We start from the raw sequence: 22,564 nt of genomic DNA, 5'->3' as shown, positions 1-22,564 counted from the left end.
TTACTCAAGTCCAATAAACAGTGCGGTATAGGCGAACAGCATGATAAGACCACCAATCAATGGAATGGCCGTTCGCTTGACGATATCGATAGGGGAGCAACCAGCCGCTTCGCTGACCGCAATAATCACACCTGAGACGGGTGACAAGGCACGCGCCAGCCCTGCAGTAAATTGCAACGGCAGTAGAATCGCGACAGGCCCGGCAATCGACGATGCCGTAACACCAGGAGCAAGACCGGCAAAGGAGAAGAACGCGGCATTGCCTGAACCGGTCAGAATGGTTGTTACCGCTACGAGTAAACAGGTAATCAGGGTCATACCGAACAGCCCGAAACCAACGCTCTGAGCAGAGCCAATCATGAAGTCGATGGCACCGATCGTCGTCAGCCCTGCCGCGAAAAACTCCGCGCAAATAATCAATGAGATGATGGAGGTAAACATTTGCCCCATGCCTTGGAAGAAGGTCATAAAGCCTTTAAATACCGCCTGGAGTTCGTGTCGTTTACGAATCATCTCGCAGAACAGCCCCAATACCGCGCCGATGATCATCGCCGTCACCACGCCCAGCTCAATTTGATGAATCAGCAGTTTGCTGAAGATCAAAATCATGCTGAGAGGCAGAATGGGTAATAGGGCATAAAAGGCAGGAATGTTCGTTTTTGAATCACTTCCTTGCGCTTCGCTCACCGTTCCAAAGGTCGAATCTTGCTCGGGAGTATGCCCGCTACGACGGTCGAAGTACTTAGCACTGAAGTAAGTAAGGATGCAGATCACAGGGACAATGAATAATGCAGCGGGGATCTGATACTGAGCAAAATAGATCGCCACGTCCATATTCGCGGTATAAGCCGCCAGATTGGCAGTGCCCGACGCGGGTCCTAGATCAAGTACTGACGTTGTACCAATCATCGCCGCCGCCGCAGCTTTACTAACCCCCAATCTGACCAAGGTTGGGTAGAGCGTAACCAGCAGCAGCATGGCTAACCCAGCCGCACTGGGTATAAAAATGTTAAGTACCTGACCCACTGCATAGCCTAACGCAAGCACCACATAGGGTGCCTGCATTCTCAGTAAGGGCCGAGTACCGATATTAACCATCGCCTGAGTAGCGCCGATGTGATCCATATACTTGGCAAACCCACCGGCTGCCATGATGATCAATCCCAATCCTGCCAAGCGATAGGACATGATCTGATGCACAAACTCGAAAATATCGAAGCCTGCCCATCCACTAGATTCGACATCTTTGAACAGCACTGACTGAGCCGGGAAAAAAACGGCCGTAAGCGCAAACAGCGCCAGCCCCGCCAGCAATAGCACTGTCTGTGGTTGGTATTTCTTGATAATCAAGGTGCCGGCAGAGGCGGTTACCGTGATGGCAAGGAGGAACGCAATCATTTTCACTTCCCGTGATTTTATTGGTGGCATCACGGTAGGGAGAAGTGACTACGCTTGGCTATTGCAAATTTGCTATGTGCTCATCACATTACTGCATCTGCCTTTATGTCTTTGATCAGCAATAAAATAAAGGTTTTAAAAATCATTGGCAGGTGTATCTGATAGACCAAAGTTGTATCGCTTTATCACCTGATAAAGTCATTAAGCCTCTAGTCCACCAAATTTGCCGTTCTGATAATCCTCCACCGCCTGGACAATCTCTTCGCGGGTAGTCATCACGAAGGGACCGTGGGAATAGACCGGCTCATCGATCACCTCGCCGTGACCAAACAGCAGGCGCGCGTCGCTGCTGGCGTCGATGTCGAGGCTGTCGCCATCGAGATCCACTTCGATCAAATGATGCGCTTTGACAGGCTCGCCACCCACCGTTACGTCACCACTCACCACGTAGAGAAACACCTGCCGACCAGGGGCAACAGGGAACTGCTCATGCGCGCCCGCAGGTAGCGCGAGAGTAGACATAAATACGCCGGTCAGCGATTCAATAGGGCCTGCTTGCCCTTGCCACTCCCCGGCAATCAGGTTGAGCGTACCGCCGCTAGCAAGCGTAGCGGTGGGGATATCCTCTTGCTGCAAGCCCACATAGCTCGGCTCGCTCATTTTTAGCCGTGATGGCAAATTGACCCACAGCTGCAAGATTTCCAGCGGCCCGCCCTCGCGCAGAAACTCCGGCGGCGAAATTTCCGCATGCACGATGCCGCTGCCCGCCGTCATCCACTGCACGCCGCCTGCATTGATCACGCTTTGATGGCTGGCGCTATCGGCGTGAGCCAGCGAGCCTTCCAAAATAAAGGTGACCGTTTCAAACCCCCGGTGCGGATGCGGGCCAAACGGCAGCCCACGGTTATTGGCTGGATAGTTTTGCGGGCCGTGATGGTTAAGAAATAGAAACGGATCGAGCTGATCCAGCCCTGGCCCCGGCAGCGGCCGCCGGGTGGTTAAATCGCCGATATCATCGCGCTTGGCCGGATGTTGAGCGATCACGTGGCGCGCTGTTTGGTTAGTATCTGATGGCATTACTTACTCCTTAACAATACCAACCAGCGTAAAACCTACAGCAGCGGATGAGGAGCGAATAATTTGCCTCGTTTCATTGAAGGAAATTGTTATCTAACATCTCAGCGGTTTCCTCAGAACTTCGTGACCACCGTTACACCAGCTCCTTCAAACTTATCCATATTCATCAGCGCATCAATCGACTGCTCCAAAGTGATCCGCTTGCCGATAAGCTTTTCAGGCGCCAGCTTGCCAGACTGGATCATCGCCAGCATGGCGTCATAACGGTGGGCCTGCATGCCGTGACTTCCCAGTATTTCAAGCTCGTGGGCAATGACTTTATTCATGGGAATGGCCGGTGTGCTGTTTTCGGCCAACATCAGCCCAACCTGAATATGCTTGCCACGTTTACGCAGATTGCTGATGGAGTTAAAGCAGGTCGTCGGGTGCCCTAACGCATCCAAAGATACGTGAGCGCCTCCCCGGGTTATTTCCGTAACCGCTTCTACCACATTGGCGACCTTGGCGGCATTCACGGTGGCAACGGCGCCCAATTGACGGGCCAGATTAAGCGCTTCTTCCGAAATATCGATAGCCACAACGTTAGCGCCGATAGCATTGGCAATCATCACGGCGGAGAGGCCCACACCACCGCAGCCGTGGATGGCCACCCACTGCCCCGCGGATGTTTGGCCCTGATCGACCACCGCCCGAAACGAAGTGACAAACCGACAGCCCAGACTAGCCGCGGTGGCAAAGTCGAGTGTTTCGGGCAGTGCCACCAAGTTCACATCGGCGTAGTGAATCCCCACATACTCGGCAAAAGAGCCCCAGTGGGTGAAACCGGGCTGGAACTGGCTATCACACACCTGATGGTTACCGGAGTGGCACTCAGGGCAAGTGCCACAGCCACCCACAAACGGCACCGTGACGCGGTCGCCAATACGCCATTTTTGTACGTCTTTGCCCACCGCTTCGACCACACCGGATAGCTCATGCCCCGGCACATGGGGAAGTTGAATATCGGTATCATGCCCCACCCAGCCATGCCAGTCGCTGCGGCACACCCCATTGGCCATCACCTTCACTACCACTCCATGGGATTCTGGCGTCGGATCAGGCAACTGCTGAATTTTTGGTGGGGCGGAAAATTGCTCAAAAACAACGGCTTTCATGAGTAACTCCTAGGCACTTTTAATTGATTTAATATAACCAACCGCGCCTGAAATTACTTTTCTGATAAATGGACATACAGGCTGATTTTGAAGCACTCTTTTCATCAAACGCATCAACATGAAAGAGTGTTTCAAATGAGCCAACTGGATAAAGTAGACGCCCAAATAGTCGATAGCCTTCAAGCCGATGGTCGGCTATCCAACGCCAAGCTGTCCGAGCGGCTGGAAATGAGCGAAGCCACCTGCTGGCGCCGCCATAAACGCCTGGAGGAATTGGGCGTGATCGAAGGCTACCAAGCCACGCTGAACCGCCGGCAGCTAGGCGGCAACGTGCTGGCGTTTGTGCAGATCACCTGCACCCAGCACAGCGAGGCGGCCACTGCGGAGTTTGAACGCATTATTCAGGCCAGCTCCCGCGTACTAAGCTGCCATAACACCACCGGCGAGGCGGACTTTCTCTTGCAGGTGATCGCCCGTGACCTCGATGATTACAGCCGCTTTGTAGAGAAGGTGCTACGCCAGTTGCCAGGGGTATCGAGCATCCGCTCCAATATCTCCCTGCGAGAAATGAAGGCGACAAGCCACTTGCCGGTTGGAGAGTTGTTGGGGCTGTCAGGGAGTTAGTTGGAGAAAGGTGTTAACAAGCCGCACTGCATTCTGTTATGGCTACGTTACTCAACCGCTTCACTCAATATTCTGAATCTTAAAATAGAATAAAAGTAAAAAAACATTAACAATCAATGTATTAAAATATAATTTACACATAAAACATGTAATTACTACCCAATACACTACCCAACTAGCGTTGGGGAAGACCCAAAACGAAAGCCATACTGAAAGTATCGATTGCAGCTTCCGCCCTTTTGTTCTGCATCACATCACTAACTATGGCCACTTCCATCCTCAAAATGCCTCCCCTCATGGAAACGAATAAATTCTTGCATCCGTTCATTTAGAGAAGGTCCTACTCTCGCACGCATTATTTTCAGTATGCCAAGCTCCAGCTCAACTTCCGCAACGCGCTTTGTTACTGAAACGCAGTAAGCCTCTATAGCGTCGCTTTCTATCACTGCGTTGTCCAATTTACCTACTAGCGCTTCATATCTGCAGCGGTGATCTATTTCTTCAGACAGGGCTTTTTGTAAGGCCTTAACAGCTTCACTTAAAACATACCTGTTCTGATGAGCCTTCTTCTTTTGCTCTTCCAGCTTAAACGAAAATGATTCTTTTTCTTTTTTATATTTTTCCGTTTCTTTCTCTTGCTCATGTACTGCATTGCTGATGACTTGGCTAAGCGTCTCTACCTGAGATTGACCGCTCTTTTTAGCCAAGGCCTTCAACTGCCTTTGAGTCTCTTTGGACATCTGAATTGATACGGGATTGCCATGCTTTTTGCGATGCTTACGCACATTCCAAGCAGTTTGCATACGGTGGCTCAGCTCTCGATAAACGGTAGTTTCTGGAAAGCTGCTCAATATGCTAATCGTTGCCTGAGGGCCAAATTGTTGAAGGTTTTTTCCAAGCTTGTAAGGCAGCAAATCAACTATTGTTTTGCGCGTTAAGTAATTCGCAATCCAATTAAATTGCTCGGGATTCATTACATCAACCCATTCAAACGGTCGTTTCATCAGTAAAACCTATAGAGCAAAGTGAAAGCAAAAAATCTATAAAAACCATGCTTCATCGCCAAATTAAAATCTATATTACATTGTAATAAATAATTGATTATTTAGTCCGTGATATCGGATTTTTATTTTCTATAAAATAGCGTATATTGCTGCTATGAATGCAGCAATACTGACCTACAAGGATGCTCGATTAACGCCTGAAGCGCGTTGGCTACTGATGCAGTGGGCATCAGTTATTGGTCTTGAAAAGAGCATCGACTGCCCGTTGCAAACCCTCTTTACTCGCCTAGGCCTAACGTATGCACAAGGCCGCCGAGCTTGGAATGTACTTATCGACAAGCACGGAGAAAGGCAAGAACAGCTCCTTGAAATTGAGCGCATACCGACCAAAGGGCCAGGAAGGCCAAAGTCGCGTTATCGCTTATCAACAAAGCTTGTGAAGGCACTGCAGAAGAGCCCTTCGCCTTCTGCGCACCACGCTGAAGAAATGGCCACACTCACAAAAACGACCCTACTGTCTGCTGAAAATAGAACAAAGGATTTGATAAGAGATGGGCGTCGACGTCGCTCTAGATTGACCTTACCTAACCGATGGCTACTCATGGTGTTGCTAGCTCATGCTGACACGCCTGGTGTCATAACCAGTCTTGGGATATCCAAAATGCGCCTTCTAACCGGGATGTCACGTTCTCGCATTGATAGGCAACTGGAGAAGCTGTTCGATTTAGGGATCATTGCTCATCATCAACCGGGGCGGTATTCACCCCAGGCTAATGCTCGTAAGACATCCATCTATTTGCTTGATCTGGCGCACCCATCACTCGGGACTTTCAAAAGAGCTCCGCTCACCATCATGTCGCCTCCTTCAACAAAGAACGCGAAGCGAACGGAGCTAGTGGGAGGAGTTGTAGATGCGGCGATGACTGTAGGGGTGTGTAACTTGCAAATCGAGGCATTTTTGAAGGAGTACGGTGCCATCACGGATTCTAAAAGTACTTTGTCAGTCGGCACTAAGGAAAAACATAAATACAACGATCTAGTAAAAATTCTCCACAATGCTCAAGCACTTCTGCCAAGCACGGATTATCTAGATGATGGCATTGAAGAGCTGCTTAAACGCTACGATGCAGAGGATGCAAACTGGTTACTTACCAGCGTTCATATCGATGCTTGTCATCTGCTAACTTCCTACTGGAATAAATTAAAAGAAGGTTTTTGCGGGCCTGACCAACCATGCCATGACGTCATAGTGTCGACTGTTCGGCGTCTAGGCATAGCGCTTGAGTATGAAATCGAAGCGGATCTTGAGCAGGAAACAGAATCAGCTTCTGAAAAAGACAGCGACTATACAAAGGCCTTGGTCGATCAAAAGCTTCATAGGTCTCCCGAAGTAGAACCAATCACAGAAAAAACCTCTTACCCACCATTAGCGCTACTTTTCTATGCCCTGTCACATCACCTAGCCAAACAGCTCCAAAGTGCCTTCAAACTTAATGAATACGAAAAGGCCGAAGCAATGACCTTCATGCTCGTTCCTGCTTTTTTCAATGCACCTGACGGCCCGACGCTACCAGGTTTTCAGCTACGTAGTTATGGCCTGAGCTTTGAAGATACCGATAAAGAGCCAACGACCATTATATTCCGTAGATATGTCGCCAAGGATCTCAACACCTATTGGCAAACGCATCATCAGGATTGACTTTCAGCCATCAATAATGAGCCAAATGATCCAACAGCGTCAGACGCTCAAGAGCCTACCGACTCATAACCACAAGTCGCCAAAGCCACTCTCCAATTAAAAATACCCAGCTCCCTAATCTCATGAACGAATAATAGGAGTTCGTCATGAGCATGAAACTGATCCGCATCAAAGACGTCATGGAACGCACAGGCCTGGCTAGATCGACGATCTACAAGTACATCAGCCTTGGGCAGTTTCCCCCGTCTATTAAACTGGGAACACGGGCGGTTGCCTGGGTTGAAAGTGAGATTGAGGCTTGGATTAACGACAGCATTAAGCGTAGGGACGAAGTGGTCGCTTAATGTTTATCTGTTTAGATTTATCTAATTTAATTGAAGAGCTGATTGCCTACCACCTACCTCCAGCTCGACCCGCACGACAGCTAGCTTGACGATCATTAACCCAGCCTTTTCGACCCTTGTTTAATTATTATTAATATAATCAAAGGGTAAGGGGAGGGGCCTCAAGCCCCGTACCTAAGTAGCCGCCGAAAGGCTAGTGGCCGTTATACCACCACCGTATTGAATCCAGTAACCGCTGGAGGATTCGTCATGCCTGTCATAAACGCCCATTCCTCAGAAGCCATGGGCAATCATTCCTATTAAGGAGATTAAAATGCTACTGCCACGTTACTCAAACGCTAACCTGCACTTCACCTATAACCCTGTCTTTAAAGGGCTACGCATTCAAGAGGACTACCTGCCAATGGCAAGTGAGTACCTGCAGGCCCTTTACGACACAATGCATAAAGCCCTGAATGACTACCCGCGAGTGTTAGCCGTCCGGATTGATCCTGTCATCCCTACGGAGATAAGCGGCAGAATGACGTTAGAGGATCATAAAGGCCTTATCGCAAGGTTCACCGCCTCCATTAAGGCTATTATTAAACACGACCGAGAACGGAAGCGTCAGAATGGCTGGGTACCAGATACCAAGGTGCGATACGTTTGGAGCCGGGAAGTCGGCAGTAACGGTAAGCCGCACTACCACTTCTTTCTCCTGTTTAATCGTGACGTCTATCACATGCCAGGTAAGGCATGCTCTCAAAACGAGAACCTTATCAGTCGCGTGTCACGCGCGTGGTACAGCGCGTTGGGGGTCACGTGGAATCCACAAGAGCCATGGGTTCACGTACCTGATAATCCGTACTATTGGATAAGCCGAGATGATGCGAATAGCTTTCAGGAAGCGTTCTATCGCGCCTCTTACCTTTGCAAAGCTGATACAAAACAGTATGGGCTAGGGATGCGGACGTTTGGCACTAGCCGCAACTAAGTGACGCTGTACATCATCCCCAGCTCGCTAGGCCCATCAACACCCATGGACATGGCTAACCGAGTATGGCTTTGCCCCCATGCCCCCACACCGCTAAACTCGGCTCACTCTTTTGTGGGGGCGATGTATCCGCCATGCCCACGGTTACTGCCATACATGGAATCCTCAATGAGCCACACCGTTACGCTGCAACAGCTGGAATCCTTCTTATGGGAAGCCGCCGATATCCTGCGCGGCAATATGGATGCATCCGAGTACAAAGATTACATCTTCGGCATGATGTTCTTGAAGCGTCTGTCGGATGCCTTCGAGGAAGCCCAAGAGTCGGTGGTTGCGTATTACCTCAGCAAAGGCAAAAGCGAAGCCCAGGCACGAGAGCTGGCCGATGATGAAGACGAGTACGACAAAACCTTCTACATCCCGCCCGTTGCGCGCTGGGGTGCCATCAAAGACCTGAAGCACGACATTGGCGCGGGGCTGAACAAGGCTACCGAAGCCATTGAAGAGCACAACGCCACGCTGGAAGGCGTGCTGGTGTCGATCGACTTCAATATCAAGAACAAGCTCTCTGATAAAAAGCTGCGGGATCTGCTCAGCCATTTCAGCCGCTACAGGTTACGCAACCAGGATTTCGAGCGGCCTGACCTGCTGGGCACGGCCTATGAATACCTGATTAAGATGTTCGCCGACAGCGCCGGTAAAAAAGGCGGCGAGTTCTACACGCCTTCTGAAGTGGTGCAGCTACTGGTATCGCTGCTCAAGCCCCATGCGGGCATGCGCATTTACGACCCAACGGCGGGGTCGGGCGGTATGCTGGTACAAACCCGTAATCACCTAGCCACCAATGGCGAGAACCCGGCTAACTTGTCGCTGTTTGGCCAGGAGATGAACCTGAACACCTGGGCCATCTGCAAGATGAACATGTTCTTGCACGGTGTTTACAGCGCCGATATTCGCAAGGGCGACACGCTCGGCGACCCGCAGCACACCCAAGGGGGTGAGCTGATGACCTTTGACCGGGTATTGGCCAATCCGCCGTTCAGCTTGAAGAAGTGGGGCAAGGAAGAAGCCGATAACGACCCCTATGGCCGCTACCCCTACGGCACGCCGCCGAAAGATTCCGGCGACCTGGCTTTTGTGCAACACATGATCGCCAGCCTGAATGCCGAGGGCATGATGGGCGTGGTAATGCCCCATGGCGTGCTGTTCCGGGGTGCCAGTGAAAAAGCTATCCGTCAGGGCATTCTGCAAGACGACCTGCTAGAAGCCGTAATTGGCCTGCCACCGGCGCTGTTCTATGGCACCGGCATTCCTGCTAGCCTGCTGATCATCAACAAGCAGAAACCAGCCGAACGCAACGGCAGGGTGCTATTTATCAACAGCGAGCTGGAATATGAAGAAGGTAAGAACCAAAACAAGCTGCGTCAGCAGGATATTGAGAAGATCGTTGCCACCTTTGACGATTACGCCGAGGTCAAGCGCTACTCAAAAGTCGTAACACTAGCGGAGATTGCTGAGAACGACTACAACCTGAACATCCGCCGCTACGCCGATACCAGCCCACCACCGGAAATATTTGATGTGCGTGCCACCCTTCACGGCGGCATCCCCGTGCGGGAAGTGGAAAGCGAGTATATCCGCGAAGAAATCCTGATGGAGTTTAATATTAGCTGCGTGTTTGATCGGCGTGATGAAGCCTACTACGACTTCAAACCTGCCATCGACAGCAAAGAGCAACTGCGTGACATCGTCCAGCAAGAAGCCCCCGATGCCGATAACAGCGCCGCTATTATCAGCCAGCTAGAACGCTGGTGGGACAAGTACAAGGTCTCGCTGCACGAGCTAGATGCCGAAGTCGACGAGGCGGAAAGAGTAATGAAGGATTATCTGAAGGAGCTGGGGTATGAGTGATCAAGTTCCTGAAGGTTGGAAGCAGGGAAAGTTTGGAGACTTAGCAAAAGTTCAAAATGGATATGCATTCAAAAGCTCTGATTTTTCAGATGTGGGCTATGCTGCTGCTATTAGAATGAGCAATCTAAAGCTAGGCCGCGTTGATCTGTCTGATGCTAAATATGTTCACGATAGTGTAGTGAGGGGCTTAGAGCAGTTTAGGCTTCGCGTGGGTGACTTTTTATTCGGCATGTCTGGCAGCCTTGACAACTATGCCTGGGTAAAAAAACAAGATGGCCTTTGTTACTTAAATCAACGTGTTGGATGCTTGCGAAACAAGCCAAATACCGACCCACTTTTTACATCTTATTGCTATCTATCAGAAACGGTGAGGCGCGAAATTACAGGCTTGGCAGCCGGAGCTGCCCAACTTAATATCAGTGGAAACCAACTTGAAGCTATTTCTGTTCCGCTTCCCCCACTCCCCGAACAGAAAAAAATCGCTGCCATCCTGTCATCTGTCGACGAGGTGATTGAAAAAACGCGCGCCCAGATCGACAAGCTGAAAGACCTGAAAACCGGCATGATGCAGGAGCTTCTGACCAAGGGCATTGGATCGGGCGGCGTTCCGCATACTGAGTTTAAGGATTCGCCTGTGGGTAAGATCCCTGTTGGCTGGGAAAGCTATCTATTGGGGGACGTGTTTGATCTTAAAAATGGTGTGAATAAAGACAAGGATGCTTTTGGTCATGGCGTACCAATTATCAGCTACAAGAATGTTTATGTAGGTGGAGGAATTCTGGATTCAGATCTTAGCGCGCTCGTCGAAATGAATGAAAAGGAGCTCTCAAGGTTCAGGGTTCATTTTGGAGATGTGTTTTTCACGAGAACCTCTGAAACACCTGACGAAATTGGCTTTACTAATGTATATCTAGGTGAAAGAGACGATGTAGTTTTCAATGGCTTCGTTATACGTGGCCGTCAAAAGAATAATTTATTCCATCCTCATTTTTTGAAATATATATTCCAAAGCAATGCTGTTCGTAAGCAAATGATGGATAACAGCAAATTCACTACAAGAGCAGGCATCAGCGGTGAGTCTTTGGGTCGTATCGCAATATCGGTACCGGACATATCTGAGCAAAAAAACATAGCTAATGCTCTAGACTCAGTTGAGGCTCGTATCACAAAAACTATCAATAAGATCAACGCTATTCAATCGTTCAAAAAAGCCCTCATGCAAGACCTGCTAACCGGTAAAGTCCGTGTTCAGGTCGATACCTGCGAGCTAGCCGACGTCTAAGCCCACCCTTGAAGTAACGGCATCATACAGTGCGTATCGATGCCGCTTTCTTAGGTCTCCACCTGCACGCTGGTTTGAATCAAGTTCTCGACCTCTGAGTAGATATCCACCTCGCTATCCGGCACGTCAATGCTGACAATCAGACTAAAACGAACACGGTTTTGCCAGCGCTCTTCTCCTGCCCGGTACTTCCACCAGCCGCCCACGGGATACACCGCCAGCGTGTGCATATCGGTAAGATCCGCTGCTGAACCTGTCCATGTATCGGAGTGAAGTGAACCGTAAGTTTTTAGATTGGTACCAAATAGCCAACCGCTTTTGTCTCCCTCTACGCCTTGATAATCTTCAACTGTATCGTTGGCAACCTTGTTGATAGCTGCTTGGAAATTTCTCAAGGGTTGTCCGGGATTGATCACTTTGAAACGCAGCCCGTGGGATTGATAGCTGTAGCGCTGACGGTAGCCTCTACGGCCAGGATTCGGCTCAATAAAGTACGAAAGCGTCACTCGTAATTTAATATTCATCTCTGGCGGCAGTTTGCGTAACTCCTCAACGGGCCAGGGCAACTGGTAGAGCTGCATTTCGTTCAGTTTAGGGTCGCCAGAAGCCTTGGCCCTCGGTTTGGTGAAGGGCTGCAGGGTATCCTGAACAATCAACGTCAGGGCATGATTGGCGCTATACCTTGCACGCTCTAAGCTAGGTACACCATGACCAACGCATCGCAGCATTGTCTTAGCAGCATTAGAAGGCGCCTGGTCTTTTTGAAGCAAACCAAAGCGCTCCCACATCCTGGGTGTCCATTCTGCCGAATGAACAATCAACCCGCGTATTGTTTCTGGCCAGTAGTCAGGATATTCAGCCATCAGCAGCGCGGCCTGCCTGGAAACCAGCGCACAAGCAGCGCTGGTATCTTTGGTGGTTTCAAATAACTGCCCGCTGGTTCTGCCGGAGGTGGTTAATAGCGATACCACGTCAGCATCGGACACTTCCGTGCCGTCAGGCGATAACAACCGGTTACCGCCTTCAGCCACCACATCAGGTTTATAAGGCGCTTGCTTTTGCCAGCCCCAATTCACGGATGACCGGCTTGCGGGGGCAACATCCCCAGGTTTGGCAAAGGGCGACCAACCTGTAAAATCAGGATCGTCATTGGTTGTTTTTTCTGTGTAGGCACCGACGGTTAAGGCGTTCCATGCTTGTGCCGGGTCTTCAATTTCTGCGAGATATAACTGCTCCCAGACATCCACCGTCGCGTATAGCGACTGGTTGTTACCAGCAGAAATCACAAACAGCCGTTGTAAATCGTCCTCCAGACCGAAGGCAAACTGATCAATTTCGGCAGACCAAGACGAAGGCTGCCCGCTTATGGAGTCAGCAGGCGAGGTAACAGCCAGAGAATAAACGCGGGAAAATTCCGGGTTATCAATTTCAAGCTTCGCTGCGGTGCCTACAGTAATAGCGCCGTAAAGTTCAGGATCGTTATTCCCAGCGGGTGGCAGTATGCGGCCAGACTCAACTCGGTAAGCAAGCCAAATCTCGTGGGTAGCAAGTAACGATTCATCTAGCTCACCTAGCGCTGCTAGCCCTGCTTGTCTGGAACCGTGATCGTTATAAGGTGCAAGGGGGGAGGTAGGCTGGTAGTCATCATAAAGAGGCCAGCTGGACTCCCACGCTTGTGCCAATTGCTGAGTAGTCACCTGACTTAGTAGTGGATGATGGAAATTGACCCCTGTATCCAGCACCGTAATAGCGGTTGTGGTGCTTTCGTCTAGCCGTATCCGGTCTGCTAACTCATCGGCCCACTCATGCTGCTCTTTGGCAGGCATGGAAATGAACGCATTCGGAGTCTGCTTTGCGCGACGTAACTCTTCAAGGTTGGCGATTAGCTCAGGAGCTGATTCAAGCTGGTCAACGGATGCTTTGATGAGAATAACGAAACTATCAAAGAAACTAAGCGAGGTGTTGCTTAGCTCAGCGTTAAGCCGCTCCGCAAGCTGCTCGGCCACTTCGCTAGCAGATAGGTCTGTCGCTCGTTTTTTCAGCCACAGTTCCCACCACACGGGCTGATCAGTCACTTTGGGGAATAGCGCTAGGTCATCTGTCCAAAATGAGCGTAAATCTGCCAGCTTAACCTCTGCAATACTGTCGATAAGGGCTTGATTAGCAGGTTTACCCTTCGCTCTATCTTTATTGAGATACTCATGAACCTTTTTTTGAAAAGCGTCTCGCTGAGGGTCAGGGATAAACACCGTTGCTACTTCCCTTCCATCCACTTTACGGCATGACCGAAGCTTAAAAGCACGATTATCGAGCTTATCAAGTGGAAGCTCGACATCCGAAAACCCTACGATTTCAACGTAAATACCCGTTTCGTCAGTAATGGGAGCCAATGTCTTAGACTGGCGAGCCTGATGCCTAGCAAGTGCATCGGAGTATTGCTGCCTTAAAGCGATACCGTGTGCATTCCGATCTCTACGAGGGACACCGGCACCTCTAACTTGATTACGGGACTGAAAATCTTCGTTGCGGCCAATACCGCTTAACAGTAGATGCGGTTTCTGATCCGCCATGAAGTTCCCTTATTGTTTTCCGTTTTGTCGGCGTTGCACGGCCTTGGTAATCATTACAGTGGTGATGTTGGCATCATGGTGCAAGACCGCTTCTTTGGCAGCGTCTTCACAGGCTCGGGTAACGTCCGCTGAGCTTAGCCCGCAGGCACCCTGGGTGATTTCATCCCAGCTTAGATGCCCAGTCTCAAACGCTGAGAGGCGATTTTCGACCAGCTGCTTGATTTGCGCCTGGCCTGGTTTTTCAAACTGAATGATGTCGTCAAAACGCCGGTAAAGCGCTTTATCCAACAATTCTGGGTGATTGGTCGCCGCCAAAATGATGCTTTCAGAGGTGTCCTGTTCGACGAACATAAGGAACGAGTTCAACACGCGACGTATTTCGCCAACATCGTTTGTCGCCCCCCGCTGTGTGCCGATCGCGTCAAATTCGTCAAAGAGGTACACCGCTCTAGTTTGCTTGATGTGATCAAAAATCAACCGCAGCTTAGCGGCGGTCTCGCCCATAAAGCGAGTGATCAGGTTATCCAGAACGATGGTGTACAGCGGTAGCTTAAGCTCTGAAGCCAGCACCGCTGCCGACAGGGTTTTGCCCGTGCCCGGCGAGCCGGTAAATAACAGCTTACGCCTTGGAGAAAGGCCGTACTGAGCCAATCGGCTCTTTTGCCGTTGCTCAAGTAACACTTTATCCAGCCGCTCGCTTACCTCACTCGACAGCACCAACTCGTTTTTGCGAGCGGTTGAGTGCGTCAGCTCCAAAAGCCCTTTCAAATCGCCTTTGGGGTGCTGGGCCAGCGGGGTCGGTTTAGCAGGCGCAACGGTCAAGCTTTTCGAGGCTTTCTGCGAGCGCTCGATGGTTTCCTTGATTTCGCTGGCCAGCTTGTGGTGCCCCTTGCGGGCTTCTTTGGCAGCGACTTGCAAGGCAATAGAGTAGAACCGCTGATCATCGTGATCAGCGTGGCTCTTCAATAATGCTTTGATCTGCTCTGCCGTCGCCATAAATTACCGGATGCGTCTGTGGAAAATGCCCAAGCTGGGCTGGCTTTTTGATTGAATAAAGTATAACGCGTTCATTGAGGCACTTCATAACTACTTGCGTCGAGACGCCGCTGCTTAGGTCTTAAACGGCTGAACCGATGGCGGTAGCATGCTAGGCTGAGCAAAAAGTATGACAAAGGATACTTACCTTGTTTCAGGATGAAGTCGAAAAGGTCGAGCTGCCTGCCATTGCCCAACTCCAGCAACTGGGGTGGCGTTATGTTCCTGGGGCAAGTTTATCCCCTGTGCTGCCTATTAACGGTGCCCCTTCTACCGGTGAGCGCGGCTACTATCGTGATGTCGTGCTGGTCAAACAGTTAGAAGCCGCATTGCGGCGCTTGAACCCCTGGATCAGTGAAGAAAACCTCCGCAAGGTTCTGCGGGAGATTACTCATCCCCATCACGCAGGCCTGATGGAGTACAACCACTCGATTTACCAGCATCTGGTCAACTACCTCTCGGTAGAGCAGGACGTGGGCAAGGGGCGAAAAGGGCAGACGGTCAAAATCATCGACTTCGACCAGCCTGACAACAACGACTTTCTCTGCACCAATCAATTCAAGATTGAAGGCCTCAATCAGAACATCATCCCGGATATCGTTTGCTTCGTGAACGGCCTACCGTTGGCAGTGATTGAGTGCAAATCGCCCTATATTACCGACGCCCTGGCGCAAGGTATTGACCAGTTACGGCGCTACGCCAACCTGCGCTACCCCGAAGATGACGAAGGTGCCCAAAAGCTGTTCTGGTATAACCAACTGATGGTCTCCACCTGCCGCGATCAAGCCAGGGTCGGTACGATTAGCTCCAGCGCTCAGCATTACGGCGATTGGAAAGATGCCTACCCGTTTAGCGATGCAGATATTCATCAGTTACTCACTTCCGCTCAGGTCACCAACACGCCTAAGCCTTCCTCCACTGCGTATGAAGTTAACGATGTGCCTTCCCCAGCTTACCTGCTAGAAGCGCAGCGCATTGCAGCGGGCCAACCGGCTCACACAGATATCAATGCTCAAGAGCGCCTGCTGGCAGGGCTTTTCTCACCCGCTAACTTTCTCGACGTGCTGCAGAACTTCACCCTGTTTGAAGCCGTGGATGGGCGGTTAATCAAGAAGATTGCCCGCTACCAGCAGTACCGTGCGGTTAACAAGGTGATTGAGCGGCTGAAAGCTGGCCGGGATCGTAAGGAAAAATCGGGGGTGGTGTGGCATACCCAAGGCTCTGGTAAGTCACTTACCATGGTGATGCTAGCGGTGAAGATGCGTCGCGACCCAGAACTACAGCAGTACAAGCTGGTGTTCATCACTGACCGCACACAGCTGGATAGCCAACTCTCCGCGACGTTCCGCGATGCCCAAAATGAGACTATTCACAATGCGGGTTCCGTTGCTCAGCTAAAAACGCTGTTGCAGCGCGACTCATCCGATATCGTCACTGCCATGGTGCAGAAGTTTCAGGATGCCGAAGCCGAGGGCGATTTCAGCGACCTGAACCCTAGCGATAAAGTGATCGTGCTGGCCGATGAGGCCCACCGCACCCAGTTCGGTAACCTCGCTGCCACTATTAACGCCGCGCTACCTAATGCCCCCAAGATTGGCTTTACCGGCACGCCGTTGCTGAAAACGCAGAAAATGAGCCAGGCGTTTGGTGGCTATATCGATCAATACAAAATCAACGAAGCCGTGGCCGATGGGGCCACGGTGCGTATTCTCTACGAAGGCCGTCAGGTGCTCACCGATGTGGTGGGCGATTCGCTGGATGCGCTTTTCGACGAGTACTTTCGCGATTACAGCGATGACGAAAAAAAAGAGATCAGGAAAAAGTACGGGGTGGAACGTGCGATACGCGAAGCACCGGCACGCATCCGCTGGGTATGCATCGACCTGCTGAAACACTACCGCGAGCATATTCAGCCCAACGGCTTTAAGGCGATGATTGTGGTCGGTAGCCGCTATGCTGCCACGCTGTTCAAGAAAACCCTGGATGAGCTGGATGCGCCGCCGTCTGAGGTTATTGTTTCCGGTAGCCACAATGACCCGGCTTACTTGGCGCAATACACCGATAAAGCCGGCCAGAAACAGGTCATCAGCAACTTCACCAAGCCGTTAAGTGAAGACCCGACGGCTTTTTTGATCGTGAAAGATATGCTGTTAACCGGCTTCGATGCGCCTATTGCTCAAGCCATGTATATCGACCGCAACCTGAAAGACCACACGTTGATGCAGGCGATTGCGCGGGTTAACCGCACCTGCTCGTCACCTAACGGCCAAGGGGCAAAGGAGGCAGGCTTTATTGTCGATTACTACGGGCTATCTGATCAGCTGACCGAAGCGCTGGAGATGTTCAGTAACGACGACGCCGAAGGCACCTACCACAGCCTGAAAGACGAGATCCCCAAGCTGAAGGCCGCCCATACGCGGGTGGCTAAGCTATTTGCAGGGGTGAAAGAGAACGATATTGATACCTACGTCCTGTTTCTCAAAGACGAAGACAAACGCCAGCAGTTTGAGCTGGCGTATAAAGCATTGGCCAAACAGATGGATATCATTCTGCCGGATACAGCGGCCAAACCGTTTGTGCCTGACCTGAAATTCTGGGGCAAAGTGCAAAACGCCGCGCGGAATCGTTACCGTGACCCAGGCCTTAACCTAGCGGATGTGGGTGAAAAAGTCCGCAAGCTGGTGGAAGACCACATTATCAGCACGGGGGTAGACCCCAAGATCCCGCCTGTGGATTTAATGGATGCCAACTTCAAGCAAACGGTAGAGCAGATCAAATCCCCGGAATCTAAGGCGTCCGAGATTGAAAGCGCGATTAAGCACCACATCACCGTCAACCTGGAAGAAGATCCTGAGTATTACAAATCGCTCAGCCTACGCCTGCGGGATATCATCGAGAAAACGGCGGGCAAGTGGGATCAACAGCTAGAACTACTGCTGCAGATGGTCAGCACCATCGACACCGAGCATAAGCAAGAAGCCGATGCCTTGGGGCTGAGTGAAACCGAGTTCGCGTTCTACAACATCCTGATGGCGGAAGTGACTCACCACGCCGGGGAAGATGCCATTAGCGAAGCGGTGCATGATGAGATCAAGGCCATCAGCCAGCACCTCGTCGATATGTTTGATGAAGCTACCCAGATCGTCGACTTCTTCGATAAGCAGGATCAGGTCAAACGCATGAAAAAAGAGATTAAGCGCGCCGTGCTGGATGGCTCCTTCGCGGACAAAGCCCTGGTCACCGTCGTGCAAGACCGCTTTATGGAGCTGGCCAAAAACCGTTTTGGAAAAGTGAATCCATGACCGTTATGGCAAACCCAACCGAATACCGAGAGGCCTCGGGTTTTATTGCCGAAATCATCCGCACCAATCGCCGTAAATCGGCGGATATCCGCGTGGAAGAAGGGGCGGTCTCGATAGTAGTGCCCAGTGACACCCCGCTTGAGAAGGTCGACCAGCTGTTGGCCAGCAAGCGGCGCTGGATCAAAGAAAAAATGGCGCTACACCAGCTGACCGCACCTGCCAGTAGCCGCGAGTTTGTCTCCGGTGAAGCGTTTCCTTACCTGGGGCGTAACTATCGCCTCAAGATAGAAACCGGTGCCTTTGCGCCCGTAAAGCTGGTACACGGCAAGCTGTTAATCACGCTACCCCAAAGTACCCAGCGCCCATCCATGGTGCGCAACGCCTTGGTACGCTGGTACAAGCGCCAAGCAGAACAAAAGCTAAAAGAGAAAGTGACGCGCTTTGCCCCCGTTGTGGGGGTATCGCCCATGGGCGTAGGCATCCGCACGTTCAAATCACGCTGGGGCAGCTGCACCGCCAAGGGCAAGCTGGAGTTTAACTGGCAGATCATGATGGCCCCCAACCGCATGGTGGATTACGTCGTGATGCACGAGCTTTGCCATCTGATCCGCCACGACCACTCTCCCGAATTTTGGCATGAGCTGGGGCGGGTGATGCCGGACTATCCGCAGTGTCGTGAGTGGTTGAGGGAGCATGCGGAGAGGGTGCGGTTTTGATGGATTTTAATTGCTGGTTGCGTCATTTTATTTGATAACAGCATGATTAATCTGAATTCGGCCTCAACAATACTAAAAGAAAATTTTTATGTCGTCCCCATACAGTCTATGAGTCATTCATTACGAAAGTGCATAAAAATCATTAAATTATAACTGGCAAAGGGATTGCAAAGCTTTTGAAAACATCAACTACCACTTATGCAAAGGCTTGGTTAAGCGAGTTTCTATTAACTCGTGGAATGTTCAAGGGGCCTGACGGCACTCCTCTTTATAACTATCACGTTACAGAGGCTGAATTCAGGTCGCTTGTCGAGTTACTTCGTTCTTACTTCAAGCGTGGTTCTGTGGCAAACAGCTCCACTCATCTGGCGGCTTGTTTTTGTCTATTCGTCAGCGAGCAGTATCGGCGTGCTTATAACAGTTCTTGGTCGTGGTCAGGGCCAGAGGCTTTGCTGGGGGCTTCTCTATCTTCACAACAGCACGCCAGCCTCTCCGCTACAGGTCTGGCGTATTGGAAACGGCCAATACGGCTTCGGGAAAACGGGCGTGATTGGCTTGGCTCGCTATTCGCTGAAGGCGGACTACCGTGGCCTTTAGTTCAAAGTGAATCACACGGATTCGGGCGCGCTGTACGCAGAGGTATTAAGCATTTTTATAGAACTGAAGGTAATCGAAGAACAACTTCGGATTTAATGGCGGACTTCGAAAACGAGCTACCGCTCATTTTCCGCAATCTTGAAACGCGTAGGCTTTTAGCAGGTATCGTTGATCAGCTCATGTATCTGGTCGAGCATCACCCACTCAAGGATCAGGATGATCCTACCAATTATTTGGATCAGGCAGCGCCAGGATGGACAGAAGCTTTCCCAATACCATTGGATGAAAGCAATGCACGAACGCTGCTCAATGACTGGCTCCGGGACGCGGGTCAGAAGCGCAAGGAGCGTCAAGAAACTTTGGGTAGGGCGAGAGACTTCTCTTGCGAGCATTTTCTGCATGGCATATTGCCTCAGTGGCTAATACGCACAGAGTTAATTCTGCCCTATGAGGCAGAGCTCGCAGTTGATCCAACAAGTCTTAATAGTACCCGCCTTGAGCTAGCTTACTACGAGGGTGAAAGCCTTCTAGCTAGAGGTCCTTCCGTTTACGGCCAGCTTACCGAAAAAGGTATTAAAGCACGTTTCTCAAATCCTCAAGTCACGCTTGAACGTCGAAAACCTAGCGAACTGCTGAGTCTTCGTTTATTAGACAACGGGCGAGTTGTACATTGCCAATATTTCGATGGCAGTGCCATCGATTATCAAGATACACCTTTGATTTTCGAGAGTCGCTCCGAACGCTGGCAACTGGTCGCTGTATCCAGTTGCTCCCTATCATCCAAGTGTGTCCGTATCCGAGTTCCCGATGGCTTTGACACCATCTGCAAAGATCATGATGTAACATACTTACCCAAGGATCAAGAAAATGGTCTTTGGGTCGACGCAATCTCCGACTTCACGTTAATAAAAGGGGATGATCGATATTTAGTCGAGCTTAATCAGACGAATAGTGATGACTCGAAACCGACCCTCTCGGGGGTGTTTGCACTTTACGAAAGTTCTCACTCGATGGTTTTTTTAGGCTGGCCTAACCTTGAGCTGCCTGAAGGCTACCCTCATACAAGAGAAGATTTGCTAGAGTTCATCAATGGCGAGTTACTTGACCGTCGGGTTATTAGCCATTACGGCTCGGTTCGTTATACCTTGCGCACCCGCTCGGGCAAGACACTAATGCAGCGTCGTTTCGGCGTTCTCCCCAGAGATTTCAGTCTCTCGCTGATCCCCGAAGTACGCGAGCAACCTGCGCGTCTTCAAATTAAAGGGGCTAAGCAGCTTAATCCGCATATTGTCAGCAATGCGTTGGTAGTGGAGCAATCAGAATGTTCGCTGTATCTTCGCTACCAAGGTGACGCACCACCGTCGAAATTTATGATCGAAGTAGGTCAAGGATTACCTCCTCTCAAGCTTCAACTACCTTATCCTTACCAGGGTGCCCGTCTGCTGGACCCGTCCGGTCATCCCTCAGGAGCCAGAGAGTTGTTATTGGCTGATCTATTGGGATATCGCATTTCACTGAGTTCAGGCTTAACTCAAGGACAAACCTTCTATATACAGCTGGAGTTGGTTTGCGAAGAGCGGCCGCATCCTCAGCGTACATACAGTATCCGAGTAGATTCGGCGCCTGTAATGCTCAACCTGTTTAGCTATCTTGCTGACATGCAGAGCATGCTTGGAGCAGTAGATGAGCAGGATGCCTATATCAAACTTACAATTGAAGCCGAACAACTACTGCTTAAAATTGATATCCGACGCTATGGTGGGCAGCTTGAATGGGAAGAGCGCGATGTCTTTCATATAGGCGGTGTCTCTAAAAGAGCTGTACTTGATGGCGTGAAGGCAGAGGCTATGCTGCTGTCCGACCCTAAGCAAACCCCTTTACAATTAATCGAGAAAACTAGCGAATCAGTTGGTACCGGTAGTTTCAAGATACCTCACGCTATGCAATCTCGGGGGCCATGGCTAATTTACCCGGCAGATAACTCGGACATCCATTTTCGTCCGGCCCTTTATTTGATACCTGAAAATCGCTTAGATACAGCAGCAGAGGTATTCTCACTACACCGTGCTGCCGAACTGTTTCACCCCTGGCAAAATCCGTATGTCATCGACCAGCAAATTGCTGCCATGGCAGAAGACTTCAACCACAGTGGCTGGCAGTACCTTGCCGATTTAAAGCAGAACTACCATCACCTGCCACTTTCGTCTTTCGAGACCTGGAAGGCTCTATCTCGCAACCAGGAAGCATTAAGCTTCGCAATATTCCGTCTTGAGATGGATGAGCCGTTCTGTGTTCGCATACGTGATGAGCTAGCTGTTATTTGGGAAACTATCTCTCTTCCTTTATGGGTAAGAGCATATCGGCTTTTCCAGGATTCTATAAGTTTGACCGGGCTTCCTGAAGCTTTGGTCAACAACCTTATATCGAATCGTGCCAACGTGCTGCGTTTTATTGTTTCAGGGTTTGAGTACCTTGGAGATTACCTAAGCACAGGCAATCGTTGCTCATTGACAAAGCTGCCACCTGAAAATGTTCTGCCGATTTGGTACCAGGATCTACGCCGATACCACGAAGCTAACCAAAACTGGCCAACTCTGCTGGGCCGAGAGCTTTCTGACTGGATTAAAGAACAGGAACTGCCACCGCCAGTAAAAGCTCTTTCACTGACGGATTTCACCGACGCAGTGACCTACCTGCCCATATTTATGGCCTTCGTCACGGCTGGAAGGGCCAAAATTACTGACCTGCCATTGACTCCAGCCTACCTTAAATTCGCGATTCGATTGATTTCAGACTTTGACCGTCAGGGATGGTTCGTGCCCGCACACGCACTGATGGTGTCTTATTTACTCGCCTCGCAGGACGAGGCATAAGGAGT

Annotated in this window: 15 protein-coding genes; 9 read left to right on the top strand and 6 right to left on the bottom strand. The window is 50.6% G+C overall.

Features of this window, described 5'->3' with window-relative positions:
- From dcuC to CPA45_RS07395, 3 genes are all read right to left on the bottom strand, one after another.
- Positions 1 to 1,398, bottom strand: a complete 1,398-nt coding sequence (gene dcuC, locus CPA45_RS07405; RefSeq protein ID WP_096650927.1) for a C4-dicarboxylate transporter DcuC — start codon at positions 1,396 to 1,398, stop codon at positions 1 to 3.
- A gap of 201 nt (positions 1,399 to 1,599) precedes the next feature.
- The gene (locus tag CPA45_RS07400) at positions 1,600 to 2,475 is read right to left on the bottom strand and encodes a pirin family protein (protein ID WP_096650926.1); all 876 of its coding nucleotides are present in this window, start codon (positions 2,473 to 2,475) and stop codon (positions 1,600 to 1,602) included.
- 113 nt (positions 2,476 to 2,588) lie between these two features.
- Positions 2,589 to 3,629, bottom strand: coding sequence for a zinc-dependent alcohol dehydrogenase family protein (locus CPA45_RS07395; RefSeq protein WP_096650925.1), 1,041 nt, complete (start codon positions 3,627 to 3,629; stop codon positions 2,589 to 2,591).
- Positions 3,630 to 3,764: 135 nt separating this feature from the next.
- Between CPA45_RS07395 and CPA45_RS07390 the strand changes: the two genes are divergently transcribed.
- Entirely contained in the window at positions 3,765 to 4,253 is a 489-nt protein-coding gene (locus CPA45_RS07390) for an Lrp/AsnC family transcriptional regulator (RefSeq protein WP_096650924.1), read from the top strand.
- 257 nt (positions 4,254 to 4,510) lie between these two features.
- On the opposite strand, the gene CPA45_RS07385 is transcribed toward CPA45_RS07390, so the two are convergent.
- Positions 4,511 to 5,257 (bottom strand): hypothetical protein, encoded by a 747-nt coding sequence (locus tag CPA45_RS07385; protein WP_096650923.1) that lies wholly within the window; start codon positions 5,255 to 5,257, stop codon positions 4,511 to 4,513.
- A 154-nt stretch (positions 5,258 to 5,411) separates the two neighbouring features.
- Here CPA45_RS07385 and CPA45_RS07380 point away from each other — a divergent pair, with 154 nt between their 5' ends.
- From CPA45_RS07380 to CPA45_RS07360, 5 genes are all read left to right on the top strand, one after another.
- Positions 5,412 to 6,956, top strand: a complete 1,545-nt coding sequence (locus CPA45_RS07380; RefSeq protein WP_133066778.1) for a hypothetical protein — start codon at positions 5,412 to 5,414, stop codon at positions 6,954 to 6,956.
- 146 nt (positions 6,957 to 7,102) lie between these two features.
- On the top strand, positions 7,103 to 7,300 hold the full coding sequence (locus CPA45_RS07375) for a helix-turn-helix transcriptional regulator (RefSeq protein WP_208858464.1): 198 nt from the start codon (positions 7,103 to 7,105) through the stop codon (positions 7,298 to 7,300).
- A 313-nt stretch (positions 7,301 to 7,613) separates the two neighbouring features.
- On the top strand, positions 7,614 to 8,273 hold the full coding sequence (locus tag CPA45_RS07370; RefSeq protein ID WP_096650921.1) for an inovirus Gp2 family protein: 660 nt from the start codon (positions 7,614 to 7,616) through the stop codon (positions 8,271 to 8,273).
- Between the two features lie 168 nt (positions 8,274 to 8,441).
- Positions 8,442 to 10,184, top strand: a complete 1,743-nt coding sequence (locus tag CPA45_RS07365; RefSeq protein WP_096650920.1) for a type I restriction-modification system subunit M — start codon at positions 8,442 to 8,444, stop codon at positions 10,182 to 10,184.
- Positions 10,177 to 11,466 carry a restriction endonuclease subunit S gene (locus CPA45_RS07360; protein ID WP_096650919.1) on the top strand — a complete coding sequence of 430 codons (1,290 nt, stop codon included), beginning with the start codon at positions 10,177 to 10,179 and terminating at the stop codon, positions 11,464 to 11,466. Before CPA45_RS07365 ends, CPA45_RS07360 begins: the two co-directional genes overlap by 8 nt.
- 50 nt (positions 11,467 to 11,516) lie before the next feature.
- Here CPA45_RS07360 and CPA45_RS07355 read toward each other — a convergent pair whose 3' ends face one another.
- Together CPA45_RS07355 and CPA45_RS07350 are read right to left on the bottom strand one after the other, a co-directional pair.
- Positions 11,517 to 14,036, bottom strand: coding sequence for a S8 family peptidase (locus tag CPA45_RS07355; protein WP_096650918.1), 2,520 nt, complete (start codon positions 14,034 to 14,036; stop codon positions 11,517 to 11,519).
- A gap of 9 nt (positions 14,037 to 14,045) precedes the next feature.
- Positions 14,046 to 15,032, bottom strand: coding sequence for an AAA family ATPase (locus tag CPA45_RS07350; protein ID WP_096650917.1), 987 nt, complete (start codon positions 15,030 to 15,032; stop codon positions 14,046 to 14,048).
- A gap of 188 nt (positions 15,033 to 15,220) precedes the next feature.
- Between CPA45_RS07350 and CPA45_RS07345 the strand changes: the two genes are divergently transcribed.
- The 3 genes from CPA45_RS07345 to CPA45_RS07335 all read left to right on the top strand — a co-directional run bounded on the left by CPA45_RS07345 (position 15,221) and on the right by CPA45_RS07335 (position 22,559).
- Complete coding sequence (locus tag CPA45_RS07345; RefSeq protein WP_096650916.1) at positions 15,221 to 18,373, top strand: type I restriction endonuclease subunit R; 3,153 nt, start codon at positions 15,221 to 15,223, stop codon at positions 18,371 to 18,373.
- Positions 18,370 to 19,089 carry a M48 family metallopeptidase gene (locus tag CPA45_RS07340; protein WP_244287548.1) on the top strand — a complete coding sequence of 240 codons (720 nt, stop codon included), beginning with the start codon at positions 18,370 to 18,372 and terminating at the stop codon, positions 19,087 to 19,089. Before CPA45_RS07345 ends, CPA45_RS07340 begins: the two co-directional genes overlap by 4 nt.
- 176 nt (positions 19,090 to 19,265) lie before the next feature.
- Positions 19,266 to 22,559, top strand: a complete 3,294-nt coding sequence (locus tag CPA45_RS07335; protein ID WP_096650915.1) for an STY4851/ECs_5259 family protein — start codon at positions 19,266 to 19,268, stop codon at positions 22,557 to 22,559.
- Positions 22,560 to 22,564: the final 5 nt, after the last annotated feature.

It is taken from the genome of Vreelandella nigrificans (genome assembly GCF_002374315.1).
GTDB classification, from domain to species: Bacteria; Pseudomonadota; Gammaproteobacteria; order Pseudomonadales; family Halomonadaceae; genus Vreelandella; species Vreelandella nigrificans.
The sequence above is the reverse complement of the archived record's forward strand: the minus strand, read 5'-3'. Positions and strand labels throughout refer to the sequence as shown.